We start from the raw sequence: 25,263 nt of genomic DNA on the forward strand, positions 1-25,263 counted from the left end.
CTGAAATGGTAGGAGGAAAACAATGAACTCAATCCTAATCTGTGGCGGAGCTGGCTACATCGGTTCTCACGCTGTGAAAAAATTAGTAGACGAAGGTTTATCTGTAGTAGTAGTAGATAACTTGCAAACTGGTCATGAAGATGCAATTACGGAAGGCGCAAAGTTTTATAATGGCGACCTTCGTGATAAAGCCTTTTTAAGGGATGTTTTTAAACAAGAAAATATTGAGGCGGTTATGCACTTTGCAGCTGATTCTTTAGTTGGAGTTAGTATGGAGAAGCCCCTTCAATATTATAATAATAATGTGTATGGTGCCCTTTGCTTGTTAGAAGTGATGGATGAGTTTAAGGTAGATAAGTTCATTTTCTCTTCTACTGCGGCAACGTATGGTGAGGTAGATGTTGATCTTATTACTGAAGAAACGATGACAAATCCTACGAATACGTATGGAGAGACGAAGTTAGCAATCGAGAAGATGCTTCATTGGTATAGCCAAGCTTCTAATTTACGTTATAAGATCTTCAGATACTTTAACGTGGCTGGTGCGACTCCAAATGGTATTATTGGGGAAGATCATCGCCCAGAGACACATTTAATTCCTCTTGTGTTGCAAGTGGCTTTAGGTCAACGTGAGAAGATTATGATGTTTGGTGATGATTATAATACACCAGACGGTACTTGTATCCGTGATTATATTCATGTTGAAGATTTAGTGGCAGCTCATTTCTTAGGGCTTAAGGATTTACAAAACGGCGGAGAGATTGATTTCTATAACTTAGGAAATGGTAATGGTTTCAGTGTAAAAGAAATTGTTGATGCAGTTCGCGAAGTTACAAATCATGAAATTCCTGCCGAGGTAGCACCGCGCCGTGCGGGCGATCCAGCACGTTTAGTTGCCTCTTCTAAGAAAGCAAAAGAGAAGCTAGGATGGGATCCTAAGTATGTAAATGTTAAGACAATCATTGAACATGCTTGGAATTGGCATCAAAAGCAACCGAATGGATATGCTAAATAAATATAATAAGTGAAAGAGAGGGTATCGTCGACAAAATATGTTCGACAATACCCTCTCTTTTTTTGTACGATTTTTGCTATACTAAACTGTACTATAATACATGATGGAAGGAGGAGAGTAATGAAAATACTTGTGGTTGATGATGAATCGAGTATTCGTAATTTGATTCGGATGCAGTTGGAGATGGAAGGTTATGAAGTATTGGCAGCGGCTGATGGGAGAGAAGCTTTAGAGCGATGGAATGAAGGGCCGGATGTATTGATTTTGGATGTTATGCTTCCGGATACGGATGGGTATGAGTTGCTTCGTTTGTTCCGTGAGAGGGATAGGGATATTCCGGTGCTTATGTTAACGGCAAAGAGTCAGATGAATGATAAGTTGCTTGGCTTGCAGCTTGGTGCTGATGATTATGTGACGAAGCCGTTTAATTATGCGGAGCTTATTCTTCGGGTTAAGAATATGGCGCGGCGTGTAAAGAAGACGGAGACCGCTGTAAGTCATGAAGTAATTGAGGCTGGAGAGATAGTGATTTGTCCTAAGGAAAGAAAGGTACATGTGAGTGGACAAGAGATTCAGTTAACGTACCGAGAGTTTAATTTATGTCAGTTATTTGTTTCAAATCCGCAGCGTGTGTTTATGAGGGATGAGTTACTTGAGAAAGTATGGGGGTTTGAGTATATCGGAAATACGAGAGCAGTTGATATTATGGTGCAGAGACTTCGAAAGAAGCTTGGTACGAGCGGAGAATATATTAAGACAATTTATGGCGTTGGCTATAAACTGGATTGTTGAGTGGTGATGGTATGTCTTTAAAGCGAAATATGGTGTTTGGAATAGTTGGGCTGTTAATTCCGATTTTTGTTCTTTTATATGCAGTTGTTTATATTACGTTAGAAAAGAATATGTATCATAACGCAGCAGATTCTTTAGAAAAGTTAAGTGTAGAAGCACAAATTTATACGATGAATTATTTAGAGAAGGAAGCAGAAGTGGATACGCTTGGTCCTAATTCACTTTTAATTGCGTCGTATTTAGCGAAGCGTATGGATGTCCGTGTGCAGATGATCGGGAAGAATGGCGATGTTGTTGCAGATACACAAAAAGGAGCATTGCTTCACCGTAACATCGACATTGAGAGTTCCTTGAAGGGAAAGAAGTCTTACGTTTTTGAGGAGGCGGATCCAGCTCCTATTCTTTTGTTTTCAAGCCCGGTTTATTATGGAAACGATGTCATTGGAAGTATTCGTTTTATAAATGAGTTAACGGGTGAGAAGGAAGTTTTAACGAATGTGAGCTGGACGTTCTTAATGACATCTCTTTGCCTAGTAGCAACCGGTATTTTCTTTGCGATTCGTTTGGCGAAGTCTCTTCATAAACCAATTGATCAGTTGAGACAAATGGCACAGCGGCTCGCGAATGGTGATTATAAGAGTAAGATCGAGTTAAATGAGTACGTGGAAATCGCTCAGCTTTCAGCATCTTTTAACGCGATGGCCGATGGAATTGAGCTGCATATTAAGCAACTGCAGGAGGAGAAAGAGAAGCAGAAAGATTTCCTAGACCGCATTACGCATGAGCTAAAAACACCGCTAACGGCAATTATCGGCTATGTGGATTTAATTCCGAAGTTACAATCGAAAGAAGATGTACAGGAAAGTCTTCGTTATGTGGCGGTGGAAAGTGAGCGTTTATTATCACTTGTAGAGGAACTGCTTAAGTCTTCGAAATATGGGACGAGTACGTTTGAAGTGTCACCTACAGTTGTGAATATAAAGGAATTGGCAGAAGAAGCAGTTTCAATTGTGAAACCTCGCCTAAATCAGTTTGAAATTGAAGTAATAAATGAGTTAACGGATGTACATGTTGTTGCGGATTTTGATAAGACGAAGCAAATTTTCTTAAATGTGCTTGATAATGCAATTAAGTATAGTGATGCTTCGCATATTCGTATGAATGTAATTGTAAATGAGCATGAGGCGAAGGTTTTTGTTCATGATGATGGGATCGGTATAGATGAAATGGTGCTTGCAGAGTGGAATGAGTCTCCGAAAGGAAAGGCACTTCCTTCTAGTTATGGGAATGGTTATGGTTTGTATATTTGTCAGGAGATTATGAATAAGCAGGGCGGAAGCATGCGGATTGAGAGTAGTGAAGAAATAGGTACTACAATATTCATTACATTTTTGCTTCCGAGAAGGATGGAAGACATAAAAAACTTGAAAGCGGTTAAATGATACATTTATGAAACAATTATGCGGTATTTTCGAAACAACGTTTTTTTATCTTGGAGGTAGGCAGAAATGAAAAGGCTATCATTTCAAATTCTTATGTTTGTCATTTGTATAATTGTTTCTCTTGTTTTGTTTTATGTTATGGAGAAGCAAATATATAATCGAATCAACATTGTAAATGATAAACAAGCCGTTTTACAAAGGGTGAATGAATCTCTTCCAATTGAAGTGAAAGTAAGACATGAAAAGTGGGGAGAAATTGTTGTAACGGATGAAGTTCGTTTGCATACGATTGTTTCATTCTTTGACCGAATTCGAATAGAGCCAGGTGACGTTAAGAGCAAAGAACAAGTATTTACTGGAGAAGTAACGTACTTGAATGGACATAAGCGTACTTTTGCAGTAGGTGACTTGTTCCAGTATGGGGAAAATGTATACGGAAAGAATGGCATGGATCCGATGATTTCAGCACTTCAAACGTATTTATTAAGCCTGTATTACACACCAGAGCGTATTAGTGATTTCTTTGCTTCAGCAAAGGATGTCGTAGTACGTCAAGGTGATGTGGTACGTACTATCAATCTTACGCACATACTTGATTCTATTCGGTACGCAAAGCAAATTACAGATTACGGAGAAATTCAGAAGTTATTACAATCACAGAATGAACCGATTGCTTATATTACAGCTTATAAAACAGGTAAGCGTGTAAAGAATGATCGTGAAGATATTCTTACGATTTCTGTGTATCCATCGTACTTTGTTGTGCAATATCTCGGTGATAATAACGGTAATGTCATGTATATGAAAGGCTCTCTAGCAGAGTTATTCGTAAAGGAGAATGCGTCATGAGAAAGATAGCCTTTTTCTTCTTTTTGCTAGTAATTGGAGGAGCGATGTCTAGTTGCTCTCGAGATACAACCTCTATTAAATATAGTAAAAATGGTCTCCCTATTTTGGATGATCGTCATATTGTTGCGTATGTAGCGGCTCGTGAGGAAGTTGGTGAAGCGTTACTTTCGTCATTTTGTAAGCCGCGCGGATGTACGTATGAATTTATTCGTCTTTCGACAGAAGAACTTCTTCGTAGAGTGGAAGAAGAAGCTGGAAATCCGAAGGCGGATATTATTATTGGCGGTACAGTAGATGCGCATCAAATGATGAAGCAAAAAAATCTTTCTATTCCTGTGATAAGCCAACATGCAAATCGTATTTCAAAGACTGTTAAAGATAAAGATGGTTATTGGTACGGTTATGAAGTGGAGAAGCTAGCAATTGCGATTAATAAAGAGCGGTGGAACGAGGAAATAGCGCCGCTCGGTCTCTCGTATCCGTTAAGATGGAAAGATTTATTGAATCCAGTATATAAAGGAAAGATTGTCATGCCCGATCCAAATGTTTCAGGTACAGCATATACGTTTTTTCAATCACTTATTGATACGTTAGGTGAAGAGGAAGCGAAGGAATATGTGAAGAATCTGGCAGAACAAGTTGGAGAAGTAACAGTGAATGGTTATATCCCAGCAGAACTTGTTGCGAGCGGTGAATATATGATAGGCATCAACTTTATGGGAGATCAGAGAATGCTTCAAAAACAAGGCTTTCCTATTTTAAGTAACGAACCTGAGCAAACAGGGTTATCCGTTAATGCGATTTCTAAACTAAAACGTGCACCGAGTGGTATTATTGCGGATTTATTTATTGATTATTGTTTATCAGAAGAAGCGGGTCACATTTTAGAAAAAGTGTCGTTTGGCGTACCAACGATGTTTGCGAAGAATGAGAAAGAAATAGAAGGACAGCCGGTTAGAAGGACGAACCAAAATATATCAAATAGCGGGATAATCGAGATATGGAATAGACAGCGTCTCTCTCTGAAGTGAGAAAAGGAGACGAAAATATATGTTTAAATGGCTCAAGCCAGCACCTGCAATTGAAAGATTGCCAGCGGATATGATCGACCGTGTATATCGATTACTACGTATTCGTGTGTTAATCGGGATTTCAGTTGGATATGCTGCTTATTATTTAGTTCGTAGTAACTTTACGTTATCAAGTACGTACTTAGTACAAGAATATGGTTTTAGTACAGCTGAAATTGGTCTACTAGGTTCAGTAATGGCAATTGTTTATGGATTTAGTAAGTTCTTTATGGGGAATTTATCAGATAAAGCTTTCGCCCAGCGCTTTATCGCAGTCGGTTTATTCTTATCAGGGCTTGTAAATATTTGTTTTGGCTTTGCATCGTCATTTGGGATGATTGTTACATTACTTGTTGTTAACGGTATTGTACAAGGTATGGGAGCACCACCTTGTAGTATTGTTATGACGAAATGGTTCTCAAAGAAAGAACGTGGTACGAAAACAGGTCTTTGGAATATTTCACATAACGTTGGTGGAATGCTTGTGCCACCACTTGTCGGAATTGGTGTAGGTATTTTTGGTGAAAACCATTGGCAAGGCGGCGTGTTTATTTTCCCTGCAATTATCGCAATGGTAATTTCAGTTCTTGTTTGGATTAATGCGAAGGATACACCAGAATCTGAAGGTCTTCCTCCAATTGATGAGTATCGTAATGACTATGAAAATCTTGAAAAAGCAGATAATGCTAACAAGATGTCACCAAAAGAAATTTTAATGAAGTATGTAGTGAAAAATAAATTTGTATGGTTCTTATGTATTGCGAATGCTTTTGTTTATTTAATTCGTTTCGGTGTTATTAACTGGGTTCCGCTTTATTTAACGACAGTTAAAGGATTTTCAAAAGCAGAAGCGCATGCGGCATATGCAATCTTTGAAGGTATGGCAATTCCAAGTTCATTAATCGTTGGTTTTTTAAGTGATAAATTATTTAAAGGAAAACGTATGCCATTATGTATTATTAGTATGGTTGGGGTTGTTATTGGTACGTTTATATATTGGCAAGCAACTAGCGTACTTGTTGTAAGTATTGCAGTTTCTATTATCGGTTGTTTAATTTATGTACCACAGTTCTTAATCGGTTTAAGTGCGATGGAATTAGTACCGAAATTTGCAGTAGGTACGACAGTTGGTATGTGTGGTTTATTCGGTTATGTAGGCGGAAGTCTTGTAGCTAACGCAGCAATTGGTGTTATTGTTGATCGTTCTGGCTGGGATGGTTGTTTCATCTTACTATTAACAGGAGCGGTTTTATCAACAATCTTCTTATTTATTGTTCAACGTGGACATGAGAGAAAAGATCCTAAAGTAGCGTAATGTTTTGTTTGAAAAGCTATCCAATTATTATTTTGGATGGCTTTTTCTATATAATATAATCTTTCCTTAAATCTATCTTAAAAGATATAATGTCATATTTCTAATCATTGGAATTTTTGTTACAATATAAATGGATGTGTAAAACTTTGTAAAAAGATTGTAATAATATACAGTTTATTTTCAGAAAGTTTTATACAATTATGTTATTTATTAAACTATTAATTTATAAAGGGAGAGAGAATATGTTACCAAATACGGTTCGTACTCCAAACAAGAAGAAGAAATGGATTATTATTGGGGTTATTGCACTAATTGTTATTGTAGCGGCAATTAATATTTTTGTTATGCAAGGTAAGAAGAAGGGTGCATCAACAAATGCTGATGCTGTAAGTTTTGAGAAAGTGACAGAGCGTAAGCTGAATAATACGAAGTTAATTTCTGGTCAGGTGAAGCCTGGTAATATTGAAAGCTTCTATGCAGATCCGGCTAAAGGGAAAGTGAAAGATATTGAGGTAAAAGAAGGGCAAGAGGTAGAGAAAGGTACGAAGTTATTCTCTTATGATAATGAAGAGATTAACCTTCAAATGAAGCAAGCTGAGCTTGATCAGAAGATGGCGGATATGCGTTATGATCAAGGGAAAAAGAAGATTGATTCATTGAAGAAAGAAATTAAGAAGGCGAAAGATAGCGGAGCTGGGAAAGAAGTAACAGATCCGATGGACGAGCAAGTAAACGAATTAGAGATAGCTCAAAAGACAACTGATCTTGAGAAAGAAAAAGGGAAGTTGCAGAAAGAAGAGTTAAGTAAGAAGCAGAAAGAGCTTACGATTTATAGTAATTTCGCTGGTGTTGTTCAAAAGTTAGATAAAGATGCGGCGCAAAGTTCATCTCAAGCGTTAGGTGGTCAAGGAAAATCGTTTTTACAAGTAGCTTCTAAAGATCCATTCCAAGTTCAAGGTACGTTAACTGAGCTTCAGAAGTCACAAATTCAAAAGGATCAAACATTCACTGTAACTGCAAAAGCAAATAGCAAGAAGAAGTGGACAGGTAAGATTACAGAGGTAAGTGAGTTCCCAACGAGCGCAGAGATGGCGCAAGCTGGCGGCGTGGGTGAAGCAACTCAAAATATGTCTCAGTATACATATAAAGCAAGTCTTGATAGTCAAGATGGTTTATCTCCAGGTTACCACGTTTCTCTGCAAGTAAACTTAGAGAATAAGACGATGATTGCTGTTCCAAGTAAAAGCATTGTAGAAAAAGGCGAGGATGCATTTGTTTATGTTGAGGAAAAAGGGAAGCTTCGTAAACAAAATGTGAAAAAAGGTTCTACTGATGGAGACTGGACAGAGGTTGTAGAAGGCGTAACAGTGGGGCAAAAGGTGGTTAAAAATCCTTCCGACGATGTGTATGACGGAATGGAAGTGAAAGAGAAATGATTACGTTAAATAATATTGCTAAAACGTATTATCAAGGGAAATTGGCGGTGCCGATTTTGCATGGTATTAGTTTAACGATTCAGAGCGGTGAGTTCGTTTCGATTATGGGACCGTCTGGTTCTGGTAAGTCGACGCTTATGAATATTATCGGTTGTTTAGATCGTCCAACAGAAGGTGAATATATGCTGAATGACGTGAATATCTTAACAGCAGACGAGTCAAAGCTTGCTTTAATTCGTAATGAATATATTGGGTTTGTATTTCAGCACTTTAATTTACTGCCTCGTCTTTCCGCGGTGGAAAATGTTGAGCTTCCGCTCGTATATGGTGGTGTGAAGAAAGCGGAGCGTCGTAAGCGCGCTTTGGAGGCGTTAGGTAAAGTTGGATTGGCAGATCGCGTGCATCATTTACCGAATGAGTTATCAGGTGGACAGAAGCAGCGTGTAGCGATTGCAAGAGCGATTGCAAATAATCCAACGTTCATTATGGCCGATGAACCGACTGGTGCACTTGATACGAAGTCTGGTGAACAAGTTATGGATATTTTCACGAAGCTTAATGCAGAAGGCACGACGATTGTTATGGTTACGCATGAAGAGGAAGTAGCAGCGTATTCTTCCCGCCGCATTGTACTGCGGGACGGGAAAGTTACAGAAGATAGAAGGTGTGCGGTATGAGTTTACTAGATAGTATAAAAATTGCCCTCTCTTCTATTTTAGCTCATAAATTGCGTTCAGCTCTTACGATGCTCGGTATTATTATCGGGGTAGGTTCAATTATTACTGTCGTTGCGATTGGGCAAGGCGGGGAAGCGATGCTGAAGTCGAAATTCGCAGGTTCTGGTGGTAATAACCTTATGCCAATTCAATTTAAACCAGATATTAATGATGAGTTTGCTATAGGTGGATTTGAAATGCCGAAGTTAACGGAAGAGGATATTTTGGAAGTAAAACAAGTGAAAGATGTTTCACATGTTATTACGACAAACCAGAATTCAGAGGTGCTTGATGTAAATGATAAAAAAGCAAATCTGAATGTTATTGGTCTTGATAATGAATATTTTGCGGTTAATAAAGTAAAGGTCGTAAAGGGACGTACTTTAAATGAATCAGATATTTCTCATGCAAATAACGTCGTGATGATTAGTACAAAAACAGAAGAGACGTTATTTAAGGGCGTAAATCCAGTAGGACAAATTATTGAGATGAAAGGACAACCGATGCAAATTGTCGGTGTGTATACATCTGATAATGAATTTATGGGATTTGAAATGGAAGAAGCGTTAATCCCTCTTACGTTATGGCCTGTTTTATACGGAACAGATGAAATTCAAAGTATCGCAATTCAAGCTAAAAATGTAGACGATTTAGAAGCAGCAGGGAAACAAGCTGTTGATGTATTAAATAGTCGTAAGCCAAGTGAAATTCCGGGTAAATATGAACTGGTTAATTTAAAAGAATTCCAAGAAAATGTTTCTAAAGTTACTAACATTATGACGATGATCATCGGTGGTATCGCTGGTATTTCATTAGTCGTTGGTGGTATTGGTGTTATGAACATCATGCTCGTATCTGTAACAGAGCGTACGCGCGAAATTGGGATACGTAAAGCACTTGGAGCAACGCGTAGTAAAATTTTATTACAGTTTTTAATTGAAGCCGTTATGTTAACACTTCTAGGTGGTTTAATCGGAATTGGTCTTGGGTATGGCGGAGCATATATCGTTTCCACATTCGCAAAATGGCCACCGCTTGTTTCGTGGGAAGTTGTTGTTGGAGGCGTACTGTTCTCGATGACACTCGGTATTATTTTCGGATTAATTCCAGCAAATAAAGCTGCGAAATTAGATCCAATTGAAGCATTGCGTTATGAGTAATTAATAGTGTAGTAGAACTACACATTACCGTTCTAGTGGGCGGTTCGTAGCCTCTTGCATGAGGAAGTGAACCGCCCGTTAGAACGGGTTATATAAATAGAAGGAGGCGTTATAATGGAAGCAAATATTAATACGCAAAAAGTTGGTGGAGAAAAGCCATCATTGTTCGGAATAATCACTTCGCCTGGAGTGCAGTTCGAAAGAATGAAAACGAGTAATGCAGTTTGGGGAGCGTTTTGGCTACTTGTTTTATTAGGTGGACTTGTTGGGGGATTTGCTGCTTATGTATATTCTCTAACACCTGAAGCAATTGAGCTCAATAAGGAGTTAGGTGTTACTGTTTCAGCTGGAATGACATATGGTATGGGATTCGGTGTAGGTGCTCTTGGTATGGGATTTAGTTTCTTAATAAGTGCTGTAGTGTATAAAGTATTAATGGTGTTTATGAGCAATGATACTTCTTATAAAAAATTATTGGCGATTACTGTATATTCAAGTGTTATTTCATTAATTGGTGTATTAATAAATATAATTTTAGCTTATATTTTAGGTGGATCGGGTCAAGAAATGTACACTGGCCTAGGACCAATTTTCGCCTCGAGTAGTGGTGTTGTAAAAGGTATTGTAAGTAAATTTGAAGTGTTTACAATTTGGGGATATGTAGTTACATGGCTAGGTCTTCAAATTACAGCAGGCTTAACTAAAAAACAGGCAACAATTATTACTATTGTTTTCTTTGTTTTAACTCTCGGAATGGGTGCTTTACAAGGTATGTTCCAATAAGGAAATAAAATAGAAAAGGTGACTCTTCAAAGGAGTCACCCTTTTTTATTTTTACCCTTATTTCAAATACCAACAACAAAATTTCAAATACTATCTAGTGTAATTTCAAATTCCATCGGTAGTATTTGAAATTACTCACAGTGAAATCTTTTCTTTATTTTTATATTGTGAAGGTACCGCGGAATACTAGAAAGGTATACCTTTTAGAAACGGGTACTGTGTGAAGCCAGCGACTTTTAAAGAGGCAGTTGTTTTGTATGAAGGAATGATTGTAAATCAAATAAAGAAATTAGGTATTCGCCAAGATTATGAAGAGTATTATCAATGTGGTTTAATTGGTCTTTGGCATGCGTATGAAAGATTTGATGCAAAGAAAGGGTATTTCCCTGCATATGCACTTGTAACGGTGCGTGGTTATATATTAGAAAGATTGAAGAAAGAATCTACTGTACAAGAAAGATGTGTATGTGTAGGTGAGTATGAGGATATTTTTCATTTTGAAGATGTTGAAATAAGAGTGAAGGATTTTATGAGTGTGTTAGATGAGAAGGAGAAGTATATTATTTTTGAACGTTTTTTTGTAGGAAAGACGATGGGAGAAATCGCTTTAGAGACGGAAATGACATATTATCAAGTAAGATGGATGTATCGGCAAGCACTCGAGAAAATGCGAGATAGTGTAAGAGGATAAAAATAGCAAATAGAATGGAAGTTAAGAAAATACTACCTTCCATTCTATTTGCTATTAAGGTGATGAATCTTGCATGTTCATTTGGGATAATACATATCCAGCTTTCCATAATTGCTGACTTAGCTTATGGGAACTAATTTGTATCGTTACGGTAGCTCCGTTTGAAAAATGAATTTTAGCTTGTTTAGCTTTTTTGAAAAACTCTATTGTATGAACATGTTTGAAGAAAAGCCAAATACAATTTGGAGAAGCAGGAGATTCTGTTGGGAAAGCGCAAATATATTCTCTATGATTGATCGGAATTGGAACGTTTTGTTTAAATTTAAATTTTGTTTTTACGGCATTACGTCTCCCTTGATAGGTAGAATGAATATTTGTTAGACAAGATTTCTGTATAAGTTGGAGAGCAGTCTGACAGGAGTAAAGATGGTTTCCGCTACTGTCGATGATTTTTGTACGGTAATAAGGGTGTTTACATGGTTCAAGCATCATTGTAGAACTAGAAATAAAAATGTTGTTTTCATTATCCATAATTCTATATCCTCCCTTATAATTTTCATTCTGAATATAATTATATATAAATTAAGTAAATTGGTTGTTAATATTCTATTTCATATTGTAAATTTTGGCTATTCGTTTACAATCAATAGGTGATAGTCTTTCTAATTTGCATCGCTTGTACATATATATGAAAATAGAAAAGAGTAGGCGGTGATATAGTATGAAGAAAAAGTATATTATTATGGCTTTAGTTGTCATCCTCCTAGTATATTTAGCAAACAGTAATCCGAGTAAAGGAGAATATACAGAATGGGCAGCGAAGCAGTTTATGAAGCGTAATGATGTGAGTAAGAAGCTAGATGAAGTTCAAAAAGAGAATGAAGAGGGTCTCCTTGGCGACTTGGCATCGGCCGGTAAAAAGTTAGCGAAAAAGTATGTTGAGCCACAAGTTGGGTTATTAATTGATCATTATACGAAGCGAAATGATTATATATTCTTCTCAACATATACGACTGAGTTTGATATAGGTGAAGAACATTATAAGTATGTATGCGTCGGTTTTTCAAAGATTTTTATTCCGATTGAAATGCCGAAGAAAAAAGACGAATCTGCAAAATGATGCAGATTCGTCTTTTTCATTTTATAGAGTAATTGGAATTTCAGATACATTTTTTTCTACAAGGCGAGCTCCCTTTTTTCTTGTATTTTCATCAATGGATGAAAATACAGATGAGGCAAGGATTGTATCCATTACTTGATTTACGACTTGTGCATCAATTGGTGTGATGGGCGTATCGATCGAAAAAACGACTGTTTTTCCATCTTCTTTCGCAAAAATTAACTCTAGTACTTGCATGTGTTATTCCCTCCTTTGTATTTATCCCGCTATTTACGGGATTCGGGTCTGCCGATTAAATTGCGGGCTAATAATCAGTAGGGATGAATAAAATCCCCACTGATCTGAAGTTTTACTTTATAGTTTAGAAAGATCTGATGTGCTTACAAGTTGCACAGAGTGAAGTGGTGATGCTTGTAAGGAAGCGAGAGTATGAGCTACGTTGTGTACTTGATCTAAGCTCGCATTTGTTTTAACACGTTTAAATTGTTTGCTCTTGAAAACTGTTTTGCCGTTCTTATCTAATCCGTTGTTTAAGACAAGACGTAAAGTTAAATCCATTACGATTGTTTCAATTGCCATGTGTATCACCTCCTTTCACTTTATAAATAGGGCGTAAATGTCATGTTTTGGCGTGAAATTTTTTCTTTTTTTTGGTACCCTTAAAAGATTAAGAGAGGAGAATTCTGGATAATGAATCGTAAATGGTTATTTTGGATTCCTGTATTACTATGGATGGGGCTGATTTTCTATTCTTCGGCACAACCATATAAAAAGCAGGATATGCGTTCAGATATTGAACAATATGTAAATGTTGAATTTGTAAAAGAGCATTTTTCATGGGTATCTATTGATTATGGTGGAGGAACCCCTGTTAGTATTGCGAATAAAGGTGTAGGCGGATTTATTGAGTTTTTCCTTCGTAAAGGTGCTCATTTTATGGTGTTCTTTATGCTAGGTTCATTGATTTATTACGCTTTTCATCGATCAGGTCATTCGAGGAAAAGATGTTTTATATATGCCATTCTTTTCGTTGCGGGTTATGCAACATTTGATGAAATTCACCAATGGTATACGGGGGACCGTACACCAATGTGGCAAGATTCATTGCTTGATACGTGCGGCGGATTAACGGGAATTATAATAAGTAATTGGTTTTGGAATAGAAAAAAGCGCTAATCTCATTTCGAGATTAGCGCTTTTTTTGCGGGTAGTAAAACTTCCGGTAACCGACCTGATTCAAGTTTCACTTTATACACCAAGTAATTCTTTTAGTTCGTCTGTTGATAGTTCAGTCATCCAGCTATCACTTGTGATGACCGCATTGTTTAGAGATTGTTTTCTTTCTAGCATTTCATCGATTTTTTCTTCTAATGTTCCTGTTGTAATGAGTTTGTGAACATGAACAAATCTTTTTTGACCAATGCGATATGCGCGGTCTGTTGCTTGATTTTCCACAGCTGGATTCCACCAACGATCGTAGTGAATGACATGGTTGGCAGCAGTTAAGTTTAATCCTGTTCCGCCAGCTTTTAAGGATAAGATGAAAATGTCATACGTTCCGTTTTGGAACTCCTCAATCATCTTGTCACGATCTTTTTTCGGTACACTACCGTTTAAGAAGAGGACACGCTGGCCAAATTGTTCTTCTAGCACATGTTTTAGCATATTTCCCATGCCGATGTACTGAGTGAAGATGAGGCAACTTTCATTTTGATCTTTTATATTTTCGATGAGCTCCATTAACGTTTTTGTTTTCATAGAGCGTTCAATGACATTTTGTGGTTCTTCTTCTTTTAAATAAAGAGCAGGATGATTACAAATTTGTTTTAGCTTGTTCAACATAAGTAATATAAAGCCGCGTCTTTCAATTCCGCTTAATCCTTCTACATTTTGCAGTGTATCTTGAACAAGTTGTTCATATAAGGAAGCTTGTTCACCAGTAAGAGGACAGTAAGCTTTTTGTTCTTGTTTATCTGGTAAATTTAATGCGACTGTTTGATCTTTCTTCGTTCGGCGCAGTAAAAATGGTGAGATAAACCGTTGAACTTGCTGGATTTTTCCTTCATCACGATCTTTTTCAATCGGTGTGACGAAGCGGCGTTGGAATTGTCCTAAGCTTCCGAGATATCCATGATTAATAAAGTCGAAAATGGACCAAAGTTCAGCGAGGCGATTTTCCATTGGTGTACCAGTTAAAGCGATTTTGTGATTTGCCTGCAAGTTTCGTACTGCTTTCGACTGTTTCGTATGTGGGTTCTTAATATTTTGTGCTTCATCCAAAATAACAGCATCCCAGCATAATGAAGTCAGTTCTTCCTCATCGAGTTGAGCCAATGCATAAGATGTTAATACAACATCTGCTGATTGAAGGAAATCTTCAAATGAATTGCCCTTCTCTCTATTACTTCCGTAATGTAATTGGACACATAAATTCGGTGCGAAACGCTCAAATTCTTTTTGCCAATTTCCAAGAACAGATGTCGGCGCTACGATTAATGCAGGGCCTGTTTTGAGATTGTTTTCTTTTATATATAGTAAGTAAGAGATTGTTTGAATACTTTTCCCGAGTCCCATATCGTCAGCTAGCAATGCTCCAAATCCAAGCTTTCGTAAATATAATAACCATTCAATACCATGTTGTTGATACGGACGAAGTGTTGCGTTTAGTGAAGTAGGGACATCTACCTTTGGAATATCTCCAATATGAAGCAGCTTTTGGAATAGTTCCTCATAATATCCATCTAGTTCGATTTCAATATCAGTAAACGGACTATCATCTTCTACAATTTCTGTTTCAGCCGTATTTGATAAATGTTGCTGCAGGACATCTTTCATCTCTAGTCCGTATTTATCGGCACGGTTCATGAGTTTCCTTACTTCTTCGATAAAGGCTGGATCTAGTCGCATCCATTGACCATTTATATTAAATAGACGTTTGTTTTGTTCAACGAGCTCGAAAAATTCGCTTTCTGATAAATCAATGCCGTTCGTCGAAATGCGCCAGTCAAAATTAACGAGCGTATTCATACCGAAGAACGATTGTGTTTGTGCTGTATTTTGCTTCAACTGGACACGTAATTTCGGTTTTGTTGCTTTTAAATTTTGCCACCATGATGGTAGTAAAATTGTAATGCCGGCTGCAAGTAATTCGTTGCTTGCATCTGTTAAGAAGTTCCAAGCTTCTGTTTCAAAGAGCTCATTTCGGAATGTATCTCCTTCTTTTAACCACGGTATGAGCTTACTAAAACCTTCTTGTGTTTCTGTAATCCGTTCTTCGTAATCGTGCCATCTTTTCGGTAAGGAATCGATGTTTTCATATACATATATGCGATGAGCCCCGCGCTTTGGTGTCACAATTGTTTCAAGCTTCCACATTTCAAATTCTTCTTGTGGTTCTTGTAGTCTTAGTCCGATTGTAAACGGAAGATCATCTTCAATATAACCGATTTTTCGAAGCCAATCTTCTTCATGTAGTGCTGTTTCCAATTGTCTTTTCGTAAAGTCGTAATGTTCATATAGCCTTTTAGCATCTTCCCAGCCGTCATTTGAGCGATTATCTTGTAATATGCTTTCATTAACTGCTGCTGAGAAAAGAGATGCTAATGTGTCATCTTCAATTGGTGTATTTTGAACTTTCCAAGATGGCTGTTTAGGCCAATGATTCATATCTGGTACGAAGCTACCACTCGTAAAGGTGTCCCATAATTCATTTGCATCTTTCGTAAGTGCTGTAATAGGTCCGTTTATTTGTATATGTGCAAAGGAATTCATCGGTTTGTTTGCAATGTATTCAAAGGCTTGTGCATTTGTTAGGAGCACACCTTGTTTTCCTTCGAAGGTTGCTTCTTTTAGAGAAGTACCGTAGAAAGAAGTGGAGTGCCATGTGAATGCATTTCGTTTCCAACTTTTTACGGATAATGGAGTACCGCTGTCATCTTCTCCCCAAAGGAACCAACCTTGACTAACATGCTGGAGCCTAATTGTTACTTCAGTTTGATTGATCATCGATTAATTTTCCTTTCCGTAATTCCTCTTGTAGTGCACGCAGACGTGAATGGAGATTGGCGATGTGAATAATGAAAGCATCCCATTCATCGGTGCGTTTTAATCGTTTATACAATGTACGTAATTTCTTTAAGTAACGAACTGCGCGTTTATATGATTTACGATTTCGTTCTTCAATCGCCTCTACAGCAGCAAGATGGTAAAGAGGAAGTGCCACTTCTGGCGCTTCTTTTTCAATATCTTTCAGTGGCTCTTTCAACAGCTCAATTGCTTCAAATCCATATAGGAGATGAAGCTCTGCCCATGTACGATACTGTTTTTTCGCGAGTACGTACTGTTCATAGTTTGTGAAACTATACGGTAATAGTTCTTGTAAGATCATTTCGAAACCAGCTTGTTCATTTGTATGTGTTGCATATGTTTCATACATGATTACAAATAGCCGAACGACATCTTTTATGAAAATCGTATTTTCGTGATCTTGGATCGTTTTCTTTACTTGTTTATACGTAAAGGAAAGCCAGTTTTTTGCACGATCCCAATGCATGGCACTTAATAGTTCTTCTAACCAATAGAAGTATAGACTCACAACAGAAGCAGGCTGTTTTTTTAGTAAGTCCATCGCTAGTAGATCTTCGTCATTTAAAAAGAGAAGATGAGAAGACGCTAACGCTTTAGATAGTGGATTGATTTTTGTATCGATTCGTTTTTCTTCTTCTTGTATTTTCTCTTTATTGTTTAAAAGTTCACTCCATATGTGACGATAAATGAAAAATCGCTCTTGCGTATAAGCGTCGGTAGAGAAGAATACTTCATGAACGAGACGAGCTGTTTCTTGTAAAATTATTTCAGACTCTGAAGGAATCGCTTCTGATTGTAAGTCCCGAACGATGGATTCCACTTTGTCTACAAATAGGCGAATGACATTAACAGGTTGGTGATAAGAATATGTTTTGTTTGCTTCGAATGCCTGAATTTCTTCTAATAATTTTTGAAAGCAGTAAAGTGCTGCGTGTAACCTGAATAATTCATGTATCGCAATGATACGCGGAGCTTTCCGCTCAAGTTTCGTATAGAAATCTGTAAAGATACTCATAAGAAAATACATTTGTTTATAAGTAAGCCGAGCTTGTTCTTTTTTAAATGAATCATATTCTTTTTCAAAATATGATTCCCAACTTTTATAGTCAGTTTCTTCAAAAGCTGATGATTGTAATACTTGTCTTGCAGTTCGAATAGGGGGAAGGGAAGGTTTCGTATTATTTTTAAATAAAGTTAATACATCTCCTACTTGCCCAAAACTAGACGCTGCAGATAGTAATACAGCGAGCATATGCTCACATTGTGTTGGTGCGAAGCAATCACAATAGCTTTCAGCGACGTTACGAATCGGAATATGAACGCTATATACGTTGCCTTCCGCATCTACAGTTCCTGATAGTGTATAACCATCAAAGTCAACGTTATAGACAACACCACTACGATATAGGTGCCGAGCTGTAGCGACATGTTCCTGATCAGCTGTTTGCTGTGGATCTAGTCCTTGAACGAACTCATTCGCAATCATCATAATTTCATCTTTCGTAATTGAGTGTTGCAGCATAATATTCCTCCGTACACATATTTCTTTCCTTTACCATTATAAACAAAAAATGCTCAAAACAGAAAAAATGAAATTTGGATTACATAACTTGAAAATCATGGTAATATATAAAATGTTAATTTCGTATATTACTATATATTTATAGGAGGGGAAGTTGTGTCAGATTTACAAGCGAAGTTTGGTAATGGTATGAACAAGTTGCAAGAGGGAATTGAGCAAGGAAAGATGAAGTTGCAAGTTGCACAAGAGGTTGCACAACTAAAGAAAATTACGCAGGAGAAGTTACAAGCGAAAACTGAAATTTTGTTGGAGCTTGGTCAAACTACATATATGCAACTGCGCAATGATGAAGTTCGAATAGAGGTATTGAAAGGAATTGTAGAACCGGTACAAGAGCTTGATATTGCTATTTATAACATGCGTAAGCAAATTGCTAATTTGCAGAATCAAGGTCAGAAAGGGCAGTGTAGCTGTGGTGGCTCATTATCATTAAATGATAAATTTTGTGGACAGTGCGGGAAAGAAAATGAGTTACTCCTTCAAACAAACAATGTTGAAAATGAATCATGTTCTTCATGTAGTGAACAAATCGCAACAGAAGCTATATTCTGTCCAGTTTGTGGTATGAAGCAAAGTAAGGAGTGAGGAACATGTATTGTAAAACTTGTGGTTTAGAACAGTCTGATGTATCAAATTATTGTACGCATGATGGGTCTAGTACAGGTGGTGTAGCAAGTCATATTATATTAGCGCCTAAAGACTCAAAATATTGCCGAACTTGTGGAGTGGAAAGTAAAGAAACTGCTACATATTGTGAGAAATGCGGCGATTCCTTACTAGTAGGTATTACGAAAAAAGAAATGAAAACGAAATTACCAGACCAGGGTGTACAACTAAATGTGGGTTCATCTGGAATTGCTTTGAAAAAAGGCTTACTTGGTGGTGGTCTGGCAATTATATGCATGTTTTTGGCTGGCTGGATTAGTAGTTTAATTATCGATGCAGCGATGAATGATTTAATGAGAACGATGGTTACAAATACGAACGGTATGCTGGATATGACTACCATTAATCAATCTTTCATTGGCATAGCGCCATTAATTTTAATGTATCATTTAGCGGGTCTTGAAGTCAGTGGAAGTGGTACATACATAATGTCATTTATTCTTCATGTCCCATTGTTCATTTTATTAACTATTCCAGCACTTATATTAGGTGGAATTGGCTTTTTTGTAGAGAAAAAAAACCCGTCTATTGTTTGGCGTGAGAAGCTAGTAACAGCATGTATTATCGGTATTGTATATGGAATTTTCTTATGTGTTATAAGTTTTGTAGCAAGTTCTTCTACGACGATTTCTCAATTCTATGAAACAATGACAATTAATGTTAGTTATTCTCATATTATTAGTTTGTTGTACGGTATTATATTTGGTTTATTATTTAGCTTTATTGGCATGAGTATTGCAGCGGGACCACATCGTATGCTTTCCGCAATTAGTCAAAGTGTTCCATATGCAGCATCTATTTATTATAGTGTAGTGACTGTTTTAAAAGGATTAATCATTACATTTGGTATTATACTTATTACGATTTTATTTAGTAGTTCAAAATCAATGGGACCAATTGATTTCCCTGAGAAAACATATAAAGCATTAATTTCATTAGAAGCAACACCGTATATGTGGAATATGGCTCACTTTGCTCCAACTGCAATTGAATGGGCGAACATGGAGAAAGAAATACAGAACTATCCAGGAGGAAAAGGGCCGTTACATTTATCATATACATCAGGCATATCATTAAATGGTACGTCTTTAAAAGATGTGGCAATTGCTAATGGTGCTTCTGCTAAAGAAATTAAATATATGGATGATTTCAATTCCTACATGCATTGGTGGGGTTTATTAATTTTAATACCATGTATCTTACTATTTAGAGCTGGAATGAAATTAGCTCAATATCCAATGAAAAATATATATGTAACAATTGCGATGTTTAGTGCGGTTTATACTGTGATGATGCTTTGTGTAAATGGATTAGCAAAAATCCAAATCGAAGCTTCAGGTAGTAAGGAAATTATGAAGGAATTTACGGGGATTTCTGGTCCGCTATTATCGATTCAAAGTAGCACGATGTATTTAATAGTAGGTAGCTTTATTCTTTCTTACGTATTAGTGTTTGCTGGGATGAAGTTGGTAAAAAAATAAGGGGGAGAATCGCTTGAAGTTTTGTGGAATATGTAATGAAAAAGTTGCAGACCATTTAAATTTTTGTCCAGAGTGTGGAAGTAAGATAGAAGAAATAGCTGATCAAACAGCTTCTTCTCGTTCAGAAATACAACGGGAAACAAAGCCGGTGAAAAGTAAGAAGAACATATTTTTACTGCTAGGTTTTCTTGTTATTTTTGCTATATTGTTCGGAGCATATAAATTTGGTGCAAGCAAGTTTTCAAAGGAAAAACAAGTAAACGTTATGATTGAGGCGTTTCAAAAGAAAGATGCGAATGCAATTGATGAGTTTGTAAAGGTAGATGATCCGAGCTTAAAGATTAAGGCAGAGGATATTAAGGCATATATCCGTTATTTAAAAGACAACCCTTCATATAATAAAGAGCTGCTGTCTTATTTACAAAGAGAGACAGTGGATCAAAAACTAGCAAGTGATAAAGCATCGTTTAAAGATGGACAAATTATAGAAGACGGAAAAGAATGGTTTTTATATCCGAAGTATAAATTTAGCATGAAATCGTATTATATGAATGTAAGTACAACTGCGAAGAATGCAGAAATATATGTGAATGATAAGAAAGAAGTAGAATTGTCTAATGACAAAACTTCAAAAGAAATTGGTCCATATTTTCCGGGTTCTTACGTTGTAAAGGCAAAAGCAAAGTCAGAGTTAACTGAGTTAGAAACAGAAAAAGAAGTAGATTTAGCAGATGAAAAAAGTGCGAAGGTAGATGTAAATTTATCATTAGAAGGCAATTATGTAACAATTTCCTCTGATGAAAATGATGCAAATGTAGTTGTGAATGGTAAGAAGCGTGGGAAGTTAAGCCGCGGAAGTTATAAACTTGGTCCTGTACCAACAGATGAAACGGTAGAAGTGCATTTAGAGAAAAATGCTGAGTTTGGCTTAATTAAATCAGAAAGCGTTAAAGTTGGAGACCAAAGCACCTATTACTTAAAATTCCCGAAAGAAACATCAAGTTCAGCAGTGGGCGAATTTGTAAAAAATCATATTTATGATAACGTACGTGCAATTTCATTAAATGATTTTAGTTTAATTGAAAATAATTATGATAAGAGCGGGAAATCGTATAAGGAAGACCGTGATTATATACAGTATTTACACAAAAAAGGAATTACAGAAGACTTATTAACGATGGAAGTTCGTAATGTAGAGCGTCAAAGTGATACGAAATATAAAGTAACGACATATGAAGAGTATCATATTCGTTACGGTGATGGATCTGTGAAGTTCAAAAGTTTTAACAACGAACATATTGTAACTGTGAATGGAAATGGAAAGATGTTGTATCATTCTCTTGGTGCAAATAATACGTTGAAATCAGAAGATGTATCTGGTCCAACTCGTTAATATGAGAGAGGCTGTTCAATATTTGAACAGCCTCTTTTTGTAGCTAAATCGATATTTCGTGTCAAACCGTTGATATATCGTAAGTTATGATAGATATAATTGAAAAATTGTTGATATATTGCGATTTATGATAGATATATTTGGAAAATCGTTGATATCTTTTTTTACAATTATGAGTGCGTTTCCTTTAATATCGCTTGTACATATGGATCATGTAATATTTGCTCTATAATTGGTAACATGTTTTGTTCAAATGGAATGTCGATAGGAAATGGCTTTTGAGAGCCTGGTTTTATTCCATATTGCACAATTTTGTAATGTGTATTTTTTTCTGACTTGAGCACAATTAGCTTATAGCGATTATCATCGCCAGCGAGTGAGAAATCAATAGAAGTAGCGTTATATGTTACTTCATCTTTATATATGTACGGTTTTGGCGTACCAATCCAGTCTACTTTTGCTTGTACATTCATGGGCATAGCCTCCTTATATGTATTATAAATAAATAAAAGCCAGCTCTCAATAAAGAGAACCGGCTTGTAATTTAGCAGTCATTGGTTATTTTAAAATTTTCACTTTAACAGTTTTGCGTCCCCATTTTTGAGCAGCGCTATCTGATCCAAGTAAGATATCGATACGGTTACCTTTAATTGCACCACCAGTATCTCCAGCGATAGCTTCTCCGTAACCTTCTACCCATACTTTAGATCCTAATGGGATTACTTTCGGGTCAACAGCAATCATTTTCATGTTTGGATTCGCAGTTAAATCATGACCCATTGCAGTTAATACACGGCCGCCATATGTGCCACCGTTTTCGCTCGGATGAGCTGTATATGCTGTAGCTACAACTGTTAACTCACGACCACCAGACGGTTCGCTAGTTTCAGCAGCTTTCACAGCAGGCTTAGCAGCTGGTTTTGCTTGTGCTGCAGGTGTTTGAGCCTTAGCTGGTGCTTCAACTTTAGCTTTAGCAGGAGCAGTTGTTTCTTGTTTCTCAATTACAGGTGCTGTACCTGTTAAGAAAGGAACATGAACATAAGCTGTTTTCCCGTTATATTCAAATTGTAACCACTCATTTTGTACTTGGCTCGTTGTTTCGATTACATCGTCTTTCTTCAACTTTCCAAGAATTTCTGAGTTTGTGTTCGCTTCAGCACGTACGTTTAATACGTTAGCTGTTACGTAGTAGATGCTTTTTGTGAACTCTGCACTTACGAATGCGTCTTTACCGTCTAAAGTAACTTTTGACCATCCGTTCTCTGTATTTTGAACATCTATTTTATTACCGTTTAGTAATTTACCGACAACTTTTGATTCAGTAGTAGGGTTTTCGCGTACGTTTAGTACGTCTGTTGTTACAACAGTTTCTGCATTAGCAGATGATGTGAAAATCCCAAGACCAAAAACTGCTGCTGTTGCTATTCCAATTAATTTTTTCATGATAGCCTCCATTGCGTTTGTTTTCGTGTCCTCATTATAGCAACAGATTTTTTCGGATTTGGGGAAAACACACAATTACAAACCATTCGTAATCAGTCGTTAACATCCTGTAATATAACAAAAAATATAGGAAAGCGTTTTTCATTCTATATGACTCATAGGTTGCTGGTTATATTCAAAATATTTAATACAACATATTTTTTTCGACGTAAATAAAAATATTACAGGAATGTTACATGATGTTTACTAAACGATTACATTCCTTGAGTATTTTACCGTTTTATGGGTAATATAGTTATATAAACATAAACATTTTGTTTGTGAAGCTATAAACACGTGCTATATACTAGCAAAAAAACCGCATAATTGTTACAAAACGAAAGGGTTGCAAGGAAGAAATTCGCCCTTTTTTACATATGTAACACATCCTTTTTTAGGAAAATACATTCCTATCCGCGTTTTTCTCACACAATTTGACAGCAGTATTTCTAACTTGTAGCTCTTGCAGAGTGAAAAGGTTATACGAAAGGTAAGGCTGTCTATAAGAATTCGAATTGGTGAAGGTGAAAGTAAGAAAATCACCGCAAAATTATAGTTTTCTATCCGATTTTACATATCGGAATTTATGTTATTTACAAAAGCGAAACCTACGAAGGGGGATTTGATGAGGAAACTGACAAAAACATTCATCGTTTCATTAACATTATGTATTGCATTTACAATTTGGGGGATTATTCCCGAATCTATTATTGGAAAAGGTAGCTTAGGAAATGTAACAACTGCAATTCAAACTGCATTAGTTAGTAAGTTTGGGTGGTTTTATATTATTTCCGTTTCTATTATTTTAGGTGTGTCTATCTTTTTAATTGTTTCGAAATACGGTTCTATTCGTTTAGGTAAAGATGATGACGAACCTGATTATAGTTATATGACATGGTTTGCTATGCTATTTAGTGCTGGTATGGGTATCGGCTTAGTTTTCTGGGGCGTTGCTGAACCATTAAACCATTTGTACGCACCTCCGTTTGGAGAAGGTGCAACTGAGGAAAGTGCGCGCCTTGCATTGCGTTTTTCATTTTTCCATTGGGGATTACATCCTTGGGGACTATATGCGTTTGTAGCGTTATGTATTGCTTATTTTACCTTTAGAAAAGGAAAAGCAAGTACGATTAGTGCGACGGTAGGTCCGTTATTTAAGGGTGGGGAACACGGACGTATTGCTCATTCATTTGATGTGTTAGCTGTTTTCGCAACTGTGTTTGGTGTTGCAACTTCATTAGGTCTCGGTGCAAAACAAATTGCAGGTGGTGTTAGCTATTTAACATCTATTCCGAATTCATTAACGACACAGTTAGTTATTATTGCAATCGTAACAGTTCTTTTCATGTTATCTGCACAAACAGGTCTTGATAAAGGAATTAAATATTTAAGTAATACGAACATTATTTTTGCATTTGCACTTATGATCATTGTATTATTTGCAGGTCCAACAAACTTTATTATGAATTACTTCACTTCAACAATAGGTTCTTATATTCAGGAATTGCCAAGTATGAGTTTCCGTTTAAGTCCATTGGATGAAGGCGGAAATCAATGGATTCAGTCATGGACAATTTTCTATTGGGCATGGTGGATTGCGTGGTCACCGTTCGTAGGTACGTTTATTGCTCGTGTTTCACGAGGTCGTACAATTCGTGAGTTTGTTATCGGTGTGTTACTTGTACCGACCGTAATCGGTGCGCTTTGGTTCTCCGTTTTCGGCGGGACTGGTATTCACATGGAGCTGTTTGGTGATGCACATATCTTTGAAAAAATTAAAGAGATGGGAACAGAAGTAGGATTGTTTGCTATGTTCGATCAGATGGGAAGCTTTGGATCAGCTTTATCTGTTTTAGCGATTCTTCTTATTTCTACATTCTTTATTACATCGGCAGACTCTGCAACATTTGTTTTAGGAATGTTAACGACACATGGTAGTTTAAACCCACCAAATCGTATTAAAATGATTTGGGGTATCGTTCTAGCCGCGATAGCTTCTACCTTATTATATATTGGCGGATTAGAAGCCTTACAAACGGCAGCTATCATTGCAGCATTCCCATTCGTCTTTGTTATTTTCTTTATGATGGTAGCATTATTTAAAGAGTTACAAAAAGAAGGACGTATGAAGCGTCATTAATAATAGAAGGAAAAGAGCTGATTTTATATCAGCTCTTTTTTTAT

At 36.7% G+C, this 25,263-nt stretch carries 24 protein-coding genes; 17 read left to right on the forward strand and 7 right to left on the reverse strand.

Features of this window, described 5'->3' with window-relative positions; genetic code table 11:
- Nucleotides 1-22 precede the first annotated feature (22 nt).
- The 11 genes from galE (at nt 23) to CN409_RS04080 (ending at nt 11,269) form a co-directional block, all read left to right on the forward strand.
- The gene (gene galE, locus CN409_RS04030; RefSeq protein WP_097980956.1) at nt 23-1,015 is read left to right on the forward strand and encodes a UDP-glucose 4-epimerase GalE; all 993 of its coding nucleotides are present in this window, start codon (nt 23-25) and stop codon (nt 1,013-1,015) included.
- Nucleotides 1,016-1,135: 120 nt separating this feature from the next.
- Nucleotides 1,136-1,807: a response regulator transcription factor gene (locus CN409_RS04035; protein WP_000699556.1), complete on the forward strand. Its 672-nt coding sequence runs from the start codon at nt 1,136-1,138 to the stop codon at nt 1,805-1,807.
- Nucleotides 1,808-1,818: 11 nt separating this feature from the next.
- Nucleotides 1,819-3,249 carry a HAMP domain-containing sensor histidine kinase gene (locus CN409_RS04040; protein ID WP_016078180.1) on the forward strand — a complete coding sequence of 477 codons (1,431 nt, stop codon included), beginning with the start codon at nt 1,819-1,821 and terminating at the stop codon, nt 3,247-3,249.
- Nucleotides 3,250-3,315: 66 nt separating this feature from the next.
- Nucleotides 3,316-4,098 carry a DUF3919 family protein gene (locus CN409_RS04045; protein ID WP_097980957.1) on the forward strand — a complete coding sequence of 261 codons (783 nt, stop codon included), beginning with the start codon at nt 3,316-3,318 and terminating at the stop codon, nt 4,096-4,098.
- Entirely contained in the window at nt 4,095-5,129 is a 1,035-nt protein-coding gene (locus tag CN409_RS04050) for an ABC transporter substrate-binding protein (RefSeq protein ID WP_001225641.1), read from the forward strand. Before CN409_RS04045 ends, CN409_RS04050 begins: the two co-directional genes overlap by 4 nt.
- A 19-nt stretch (nt 5,130-5,148) precedes the next feature.
- Complete coding sequence (gene pgtP, locus CN409_RS04055) at nt 5,149-6,483, forward strand: MFS transporter (RefSeq protein ID WP_000477603.1); 1,335 nt, start codon at nt 5,149-5,151, stop codon at nt 6,481-6,483.
- A 242-nt stretch (nt 6,484-6,725) separates the two neighbouring features.
- Nucleotides 6,726-7,919: an efflux RND transporter periplasmic adaptor subunit gene (locus tag CN409_RS04060; protein WP_000937312.1), complete on the forward strand. Its 1,194-nt coding sequence runs from the start codon at nt 6,726-6,728 to the stop codon at nt 7,917-7,919.
- A complete protein-coding gene (locus CN409_RS04065) occupies nt 7,916-8,596 on the forward strand; it encodes an ABC transporter ATP-binding protein (RefSeq protein ID WP_000631624.1) in 681 nt (226 codons plus the stop codon). The genes CN409_RS04060 and CN409_RS04065 overlap by 4 nt, the downstream gene beginning before the upstream one ends.
- Nucleotides 8,593-9,795 (forward strand): ABC transporter permease, encoded by a 1,203-nt coding sequence (locus CN409_RS04070; RefSeq protein ID WP_000054362.1) that lies wholly within the window; start codon nt 8,593-8,595, stop codon nt 9,793-9,795. The genes CN409_RS04065 and CN409_RS04070 overlap by 4 nt, the downstream gene beginning before the upstream one ends.
- Before the next feature lie 114 nt (nt 9,796-9,909).
- On the forward strand, nt 9,910-10,578 hold the full coding sequence (yknW, locus tag CN409_RS04075; RefSeq protein WP_097891559.1) for a YknW family membrane protein: 669 nt from the start codon (nt 9,910-9,912) through the stop codon (nt 10,576-10,578).
- Nucleotides 10,579-10,798: 220 nt separating this feature from the next.
- Nucleotides 10,799-11,269 (forward strand): sigma-70 family RNA polymerase sigma factor, encoded by a 471-nt coding sequence (locus tag CN409_RS04080; RefSeq protein WP_097891562.1) that lies wholly within the window; start codon nt 10,799-10,801, stop codon nt 11,267-11,269.
- 54 nt (nt 11,270-11,323) lie between these two features.
- Here the strand turns inward: CN409_RS04080 and CN409_RS04085 are convergent, their stop codons facing one another.
- Nucleotides 11,324-11,800 (reverse strand): competence protein ComK, encoded by a 477-nt coding sequence (locus CN409_RS04085; RefSeq protein ID WP_000368310.1) that lies wholly within the window; start codon nt 11,798-11,800, stop codon nt 11,324-11,326.
- Nucleotides 11,801-11,990: 190 nt separating this feature from the next.
- Between CN409_RS04085 and CN409_RS04090 the strand changes: the two genes are divergently transcribed.
- On the forward strand, nt 11,991-12,389 hold the full coding sequence (locus tag CN409_RS04090; RefSeq protein WP_000731400.1) for a DUF4359 domain-containing protein: 399 nt from the start codon (nt 11,991-11,993) through the stop codon (nt 12,387-12,389).
- Nucleotides 12,390-12,410: 21 nt separating this feature from the next.
- On the opposite strand, the gene CN409_RS04095 is transcribed toward CN409_RS04090, so the two are convergent.
- Nucleotides 12,411-12,626 (reverse strand): DUF2922 domain-containing protein, encoded by a 216-nt coding sequence (locus tag CN409_RS04095; protein WP_001197592.1) that lies wholly within the window; start codon nt 12,624-12,626, stop codon nt 12,411-12,413.
- Between the two features lie 117 nt (nt 12,627-12,743).
- Nucleotides 12,744-12,968 (reverse strand): DUF1659 domain-containing protein, encoded by a 225-nt coding sequence (locus tag CN409_RS04100; RefSeq protein WP_017763770.1) that lies wholly within the window; start codon nt 12,966-12,968, stop codon nt 12,744-12,746.
- A gap of 111 nt (nt 12,969-13,079) precedes the next feature.
- Here CN409_RS04100 and CN409_RS04105 point away from each other — a divergent pair, with 111 nt between their 5' ends.
- Complete coding sequence (locus CN409_RS04105) at nt 13,080-13,565, forward strand: VanZ family protein (protein ID WP_001080704.1); 486 nt, start codon at nt 13,080-13,082, stop codon at nt 13,563-13,565.
- A 72-nt stretch (nt 13,566-13,637) separates the two neighbouring features.
- Here CN409_RS04105 and CN409_RS04110 read toward each other — a convergent pair whose 3' ends face one another.
- Nucleotides 13,638-16,394: a DEAD/DEAH box helicase gene (locus CN409_RS04110; RefSeq protein WP_097980959.1), complete on the reverse strand. Its 2,757-nt coding sequence runs from the start codon at nt 16,392-16,394 to the stop codon at nt 13,638-13,640.
- Complete coding sequence (locus tag CN409_RS04115) at nt 16,378-17,997, reverse strand: SWIM zinc finger family protein (RefSeq protein WP_000939128.1); 1,620 nt, start codon at nt 17,995-17,997, stop codon at nt 16,378-16,380. The genes CN409_RS04110 and CN409_RS04115 overlap by 17 nt, the downstream gene beginning before the upstream one ends.
- A 156-nt stretch (nt 17,998-18,153) precedes the next feature.
- Between CN409_RS04115 and CN409_RS04120 the strand changes: the two genes are divergently transcribed.
- The 3 genes from CN409_RS04120 to CN409_RS04130 are packed head-to-tail and all read left to right on the forward strand — an operon-like array spanning nt 18,154 to nt 21,597.
- Nucleotides 18,154-18,642 (forward strand): zinc ribbon domain-containing protein, encoded by a 489-nt coding sequence (locus tag CN409_RS04120; protein WP_001281736.1) that lies wholly within the window; start codon nt 18,154-18,156, stop codon nt 18,640-18,642.
- Nucleotides 18,643-18,647: 5 nt separating this feature from the next.
- Nucleotides 18,648-20,204, forward strand: a complete 1,557-nt coding sequence (locus tag CN409_RS04125; RefSeq protein ID WP_016078175.1) for a zinc ribbon domain-containing protein — start codon at nt 18,648-18,650, stop codon at nt 20,202-20,204.
- Nucleotides 20,205-20,217: 13 nt separating this feature from the next.
- Entirely contained in the window at nt 20,218-21,597 is a 1,380-nt protein-coding gene (locus CN409_RS04130) for a zinc ribbon domain-containing protein (RefSeq protein WP_000666859.1), read from the forward strand.
- A 170-nt stretch (nt 21,598-21,767) separates the two neighbouring features.
- On the opposite strand, the gene CN409_RS04135 is transcribed toward CN409_RS04130, so the two are convergent.
- Nucleotides 21,768-22,070, reverse strand: coding sequence for a DUF3910 family protein (locus CN409_RS04135; protein ID WP_001102538.1), 303 nt, complete (start codon nt 22,068-22,070; stop codon nt 21,768-21,770).
- Between the two features lie 85 nt (nt 22,071-22,155).
- A complete protein-coding gene (locus tag CN409_RS04140) occupies nt 22,156-23,040 on the reverse strand; it encodes a cell wall-binding protein EntA (protein ID WP_000733345.1) in 885 nt (294 codons plus the stop codon).
- A 664-nt stretch (nt 23,041-23,704) separates the two neighbouring features.
- On the opposite strand from CN409_RS04140, the gene opuD reads away from it, so the two are divergent.
- Entirely contained in the window at nt 23,705-25,219 is a 1,515-nt protein-coding gene (opuD, locus tag CN409_RS04150; protein WP_097980960.1) for a glycine betaine transporter OpuD, read from the forward strand.
- Nucleotides 25,220-25,263: the final 44 nt, after the last annotated feature.

It is taken from the genome of Bacillus sp. AFS012607 (assembly GCF_002558005.1).
GTDB classification, from domain to species: Bacteria; Bacillota; Bacilli; order Bacillales; family Bacillaceae_G; genus Bacillus_A; species Bacillus_A thuringiensis_S.